Below are 6032 nucleotides of genomic sequence, written 5' to 3'. Positions count from 1 at the left end.
ATGCTCAGCGAGATGTCCTTGAACGTGTGGCCGAGCGGCACCTGTCCCGCTGGCACGGTGGCGATGCGCTCGGCCAGCATGGGCTGCATTTGCTGCAGGTAGCCCTTGAGGTTGGGGCTGGAGAACGCGCTCTGCATCACCGAACGGTGCAGGCGGTGTTCGTCGAAGTCCAGTAGCAGGATCCCGCGCCGGAATCCCAGCCCGATGAACAGCCCCCATGCCGGCCCGTTGGCCAACGCCTTGTCCAGGTTCATCGCGACGGCCTGGGCGCCCTCGGGCGTCAGGAAGAGCACCACCTTGTTTCCGAACAGATTGATGAAGGTGACTTCGTCGAACTGCTCGAGCTTGCGCCGATAGTATTCCTGGCGGTCGCTCAGCAAGAGCCGATGCATCTCCAGCAGTCCCGGGGTGCCCGATCCATACACCGGTTTGGCGTCCGATTCGATTGGCACCGAACACAACTGCTTGCGTGACATCGTTGACCGTCCATTCTCGGCATCATTGGGGGCGTCAGCTTCCCGTCGCTTGTAGCCCAACCTGCCCCTTGCTTGCTGGCTTGCAGTTTGGGTTCTGTTAGCATATTGAGTGATCACTACATAAGTAAGGGCGACATGAGATTCGATGGCAAGGTGGCGCTGATTACCGGCGGCAGTCGAGGTCTGGGCAAATGCATGGTCGAAGCGTTCTCCGAGCATGGCGCGGACGTCATCATCGCCAGCCGAAAGCTGGATGGCTGCAAAGAACTCGCAGGCGAGGTCGCTCGGCGCACTGGCCGCAAAGCGTTGCCGGTGGGGTGCAACGTCAGCGACTGGGCACAGTGCGACACCCTGGTGGACACCGCGTATGCGGAGTTCGGCAGGGTGGACATTCTGGTCAACAACGCGGGCATGTCGCCGCTATACCCCAGCCTCGATCAGGTCGGTGAATCTTTGTGGGACAAGGTCATCGGCATCAACCTCAAGGGACCGTTCCGCTTGGCGGCCCTGATCGGAACGCAGATGGCGGCCGCGCAAGGGGGTTCGATAATCAACATCAGCTCGGTGGCGGCCAGCCGGCCGGCACCCGAGCAGCTGCCCTACGCCGCGGCGAAGGCCGGGCTCAATGCGCTGACCGAGGGCTTCGCGCAGGCCTTCGGGCCAACCGTGCGGGTCAACACGATCCAGTGTGGAGCCTTCCGTACCGATGTGTCGAGAGCCTGGACCCCGCAGGCCACCGAGGCGCTGGCCTCAGCCGCGGCACTGGGCAGGGTGGCAGAGCCGGAGGAGATCCTCGGAGCGGCGCTGTACCTCGCGTCGGAGGCGTCCTCGTTTTGCACCGGCGCCACGCTGAAGCTGGACGGCGGGATGAAGTGAGCGGTCGTGCCGGCGGGGGCGCAACACTCGGGGAGGCTCCGCGACGTCCGCGCGGGCGACCGCCCGGCAGCGTCGCAGGACAGGGCGCAGCCACCCGCGAGCGGATCATCGACTCAGCCATAGAGTTGTTCGCCGCCAAGGGCTTTCATGCCGCATCTGTCGCCGAAATCGGCGACCGCGCGGACGTCCAGCCGGGAGCCCTCTACTACCACATCCGCTCCAAGCACGAGTTGCTCTGGGAGATTCTGCGGCGCTATACCGAGCAGGCGCTGCAGGGTGCCGAAGCGATCACGACGGCCGATCTCGACCCCGTCGACAAGCTGAGGAAACTCATCGGCTTTCACGTTGGGATCATCGTCGAACATCGCCGAGAAGTGGCCATCCAGGTCCGCGACGGCGGCGCCCTGACCGGTCACCGCGCCACCGAACTGCAGACCCTCCGGGAGCGCGTTCAGGATTGCTGGCAACGTGTGCTGGACGACGGCCACCAGACGGGCCTCTTACGCAGCGCGGACCGCGCCGTCGTGAACGGCTTGCTGGGCATGGTCAACATGCTGTACCTCTGGTACCGCCCGGAAATCGGCGACACCGTCGAGTCCATCGCCGACCAATACTGTGCGATGGTGCTCGACGGCCTCACCAGCGGCACGCAAAATTAGCCCGGCGGCGCCCTCGAAGTTGCGACACGACACGCTCGACCCCACCAATGCCTTCATCCTTCACCCTGCCCACTTGACAAAGCACTCCCCATATCAGTGTCCTGGCCCCAGGAATTCGATGTATATGGGCGGCGACGCGTTCAAGGATTTCGTCGGCGGTCTTCCCAAGCACCGTCTCCCTGTGCGATGCGCGAAAACGAAGCGAAATCGAGGCCGGTCGAGAACGCCCGTCCGTTGGTTCTGACCACCACGACCCGAACGGTAGGGTTGCGTCATAGTTCCTGACCGATGTCGATAATATCGCGAAAAGCTTTGATGTCGACGGTATTTGGTCTGTCAGGCGGGTAGAGTTGCTGATGGCCGACCGACCTGACGGTATCGAACCAATACGTTTTGGTATCGCTCATATCGACTACCTCACAAGTTCTGGATCCGCCGTCACTCAACGCGTGCGATAGGCGAGTCATGCAACCGATGACGCTGCGTGAAAACATCATTCGTTGCGTTGATAGATCTGAACGATGCAGATCGAGCCACCGCCCAGGAGATGGCATAGCCCCACCCGGTCGCCGTTCGGCTCGCGCAATCGGCGAACTGTTTCCCAGATCTGCGCGGTTCCGGTGGGGCCTCCAGGGTGGCCCCGCCGATCAAGCCTCCATCGGTGGAGACTTCGGGCAGTCCGAACTTGGCCAGGAGATCATCGGCTACGTGCGCGAGCGATTGGCACATTTCAAGGCGCCGCGTTCCGTCGAGTTTGTCGAGAAGCTCCCGCGCGCCGAGACCGGCAAGCTCCTCAAACGCGAGCTGCAGCAGGCCCACCGCCCGGCCCTTCGCTAAACCCACCCCCAGTCAGCGAGCCCGCCGCTGCGGCCGGCCTGGTGACGTTGACTGGGCGCTGGGTGCGGTTTAGCTTCGCTGTGGGCTGATGTCCACGCCTGCCTCGACAAGCGGGGCACCAGAGTTGAGCGTGAGGCGGTGGCGCCGGGTGTTGCAGGACCGCCGTAACGAGCGCGCGACGCTTGACCGGTTGCTGGACGGCTTGCGGGTGGGGCGTAGCGGTGCGCTGGTCGTGCGCGGCGAGCCGGGGATCGGCAAATCGGCGCTATTGGGGTACCTGACGGAGCGGGCGTCGGGGTGCCGGGTGGCGCGCGCGTCGGGCGTGGAATCGGAGATGGAGATCGCGTTCGCCGGGTTGCATCAGCTGTGCGCGCCCATGCTCCACAGGCGCGACCGCTTGCCAGGCCCGCAACGCGACGCGCTCGGTGTGGTGTTCGGGCTCAGTGGCGGGGAGACACCGGATCGGTTGGTCGTCGCGTTGGCGGTGTTGAGCCTCCTGTCCGACGCTGCGCAAGAGCGACCGCTGGTCTGCCTGATCGATGATGCACAGTGGCTGGATCGGGCGTCGGCGCAGGCGTTGGCGTTCGTGGCACGGCGACTTGGGGCCGAGTCGGTGGTGATGGTCTTCGCCGCGCGGGAGCCAGGACCAGAGGTGGCGGGCCTGGCGGAGCTGGTCGTCGAGGGGCTGCCCAGTGATGACGCGCGGGCGTTACTGGGGACCGTGATCCGTGGGCCGCTGGATGCGCGGGTGCGTGATCGGATTATCGCCGAGACACGCGGCAACCCGCTGGCGTTGTTGGAGTTGCCGCGCGGGGCGTCGGCGGCCGAGCTGGCCGGGGGATTCGGGCTGCCGAACACGCTTCCGCTGTCGAGTCGGATCGAGGAGAGCTTCCTGCGGCGGCTGGAGGCACTGCCGGCCGCAAGCCAGGAGTTGTTGTTGCTGGCCGCGGCGGACCCGATCGGCGATCCGGTGTTGGTATGGCGCGCGGCCGAGCGACTCGGGATCGGACCCGAGGCGGGGGCGACCGCGGCGACGGCCGGCCTGCTCGAATTCGGCGTGAACGACATTCGGTTTCGCCATCCGCTGGTCCGCTCGGCGGTCTACCGTGTTGCGCCACTTGAGGACCGGCAACGCGTGCATCGCGCGCTGGCGGAGGCCACCGATCCCGAACATGATCCCGATCACCGGGCTTGGCACCGCGCGCAGGCGGCGCCGGCACCCGACGAGGAGGTCGCCGCGGAGCTCGAGCGGTCAGCAGGACGGGCGCGGGCGCGTGGGGGTATGGCCGCGGCGGCCGCGTTCCTGGAGAGGGCGGCCGCCTTGACGCAAGAGCCGGCGCGCAGGGCGACGCGGGCTTTGGACGCAGCACGGGCCAAGCTTCACGCCGGTGCATTCGACGCGGCGCTGCAATTGCTCGGAGCGGCGGAGACGGGGCCGCTCGACGAGCTCCAGGGCGCGTTGGCGGAGCTGCTGCGCGCGCAGATCGCGTTCGCCGCCAACCGCGGGAGCGACGCTCCGCCACTGCTACTCAAGGCCGCCGAACGGCTCGCGCCGCTCGATGTCATGCTGGCGCGGGAAACCTACCTAGACGCGCTTTCCGCCGCACTGTTCGCTGGCCGTCTCGGCGGTGGCGTCGGTATTCTGCAGGTGGCCGAGGCAGCGCGTCGGGCGCATCCAGCGGTGGAACCGCCGGGCGCACTGGATCTACTGCTGGACGGACTAGCGCTGCTGCTCACCGAAGGTCACGCCGCTGGCGCCCTGACGCTGAAGCGCGCGCTCACCGCTTTCCGCCGATTCGTCATCTCCCGAGACGGGGGCATCCGCTGGTTCTGGCTGGCCTCCCACGCCGCCACGGACTTGTGGGACGACGAGGCCTGGGACGTGCTTTCGGGCCGACAAGTGCAGCTCGCCCGCGATGCGGGCGCGCTCGCCGTCCTCCCGATCTCCTTGAACAATCGGGCGGGGTTGCTCGTGTTCGCCGGCGAGTTCGGCGCAGCCGCGTCGCTAATCGAGGAGGCGCGAGCGGTCGCCGACGCGACCGGCAGCCACTTTGCGCCCTACTCCAACCTGTTACTCGCCGCATGGCGGGGCCGCGAGGCCGACGCCACCGAACTGATCGACGCCGCGAGCGCCGACGCGATGCACCGCGGACAGGGACTCGTGCTGACGTTCACGCACTGGGCGAACGCGTTGCTGCACAACGGCCTTGGCCGTTATGAGGACGCGCTGGCGGCTGCCCTGCGGGCCACCGAGTATCGCGAGGAGCTGCGGTTCTGCACATGGGCACTTGCCGAGCTCGTCGAGGCAGCCGCCCGCAGCGGGAGCGCCGAGTCCGCGGCCGACGGCCTCCAGCGGCTCGTGGAGACCACGCGCCCCAGCGGCACTGATTGGGCGTTGGGGATCGAGGCGCGGTCACGCGCCCTGCTCAGCTGGGGCGAGGCCGCCGAGAGCCTCTACCGTGAGGCGATCGAGCGGCTCGGCCGCACCCGGATCCGCGTGGAGCTCGCCCGCGCGCACTTGGTGTATGGCGAATGGCTGCGCCGCGAGCGCCGCGGGCTCGATGCGCGCGAGCAGCTGCGCACCGCCCACGCGATGCTCACCGCGATCGGCATGGACGCATTCGCCGAGCGCGCCTCGCGCGAGCTGCTGGCCGCCGGCGAATCCGCCCGCAAACGGACCGTCGAGACCGGCGATCAGCTCACCGCTCAGGAGGCCCAGATCGCCCGGCTGGCCCGCGACGGCCTCTCCAACCCCGAGATCGGCGCCCGGTTGTTCCTCAGCCCGCGCACGGTCGAATACCACCTGCGGAAGATCTTCGCCAAGCTCAACATCCGCTCACGCACCCAACTCCACCGCGTCCTCGCCGCCGACGGCGACGGGACCCAGCGGGCCTGACCGCGTCAGTTCTCGCCACCGCGCCCGCACGCAGCCCCTGCGCGCGCACCAGGGACCCCTGCCAGTGAATCAACGGATGCATGAGACGCCCTTCTGCGCGACGGTGAATGCACAGCCGCACCTCAACCTCATACGTCGAGGCGTCGCGGTTCTCCGTGATGGCACGCCTCCCCAGAGAAGGAGCCCTTCAGATGCATGTGTCCCGAACCCTGCGTGCAGCACAAGTGGCTGCGCTGACCGCCGGCGGCCAGGCCGCCCGCCTAAGCAGCGGAGGCTGATGTGGCGCTT

The 6032-nt window shown here is 67.3% G+C and carries 4 protein-coding genes and 1 pseudogene; 4 read left to right on the top strand and 1 reads right to left on the bottom strand.

Going from position 1 to position 6032, the window contains the following annotated elements; all coding sequences use genetic code 11:
• Positions 1 to 452: pseudogene (locus QOI01_RS35855) on the bottom strand (cytochrome P450); the annotation flags it as partial.
• Between the two features lie 159 nt (positions 453 to 611).
• On the opposite strand from QOI01_RS35855, the gene QOI01_RS35850 reads away from it, so the two are divergent.
• From QOI01_RS35850 to QOI01_RS35835, 4 genes are all read left to right on the top strand, one after another.
• A complete protein-coding gene (locus QOI01_RS35850) occupies positions 612 to 1352 on the top strand; it encodes an SDR family NAD(P)-dependent oxidoreductase (protein WP_526388956.1) in 741 nt (246 codons plus the stop codon).
• Positions 1349 to 2011: a TetR/AcrR family transcriptional regulator gene (locus QOI01_RS35845; protein WP_526388954.1), complete on the top strand. Its 663-nt coding sequence runs from the start codon at positions 1349 to 1351 to the stop codon at positions 2009 to 2011. The genes QOI01_RS35850 and QOI01_RS35845 overlap by 4 nt, the downstream gene beginning before the upstream one ends.
• 465 nt (positions 2012 to 2476) lie before the next feature.
• Positions 2477 to 2848, top strand: a complete 372-nt coding sequence (locus QOI01_RS35840; RefSeq protein ID WP_526388952.1) for an AMP-binding enzyme — start codon at positions 2477 to 2479, stop codon at positions 2846 to 2848.
• An 88-nt stretch (positions 2849 to 2936) separates the two neighbouring features.
• Positions 2937 to 5744, top strand: coding sequence for an ATP-binding protein (locus QOI01_RS35835; RefSeq protein WP_526388950.1), 2808 nt, complete (start codon positions 2937 to 2939; stop codon positions 5742 to 5744).
• The last annotated feature ends 288 nt before the right edge of the window (positions 5745 to 6032 follow it).

It is taken from the genome of Mycobacterium sp. (genome assembly GCF_032162605.1).
Lineage (GTDB): Bacteria > Actinomycetota > Actinomycetes > Mycobacteriales > Mycobacteriaceae > Mycobacterium.
This window is presented reverse-complemented; position numbering and strand designations above follow the sequence as displayed.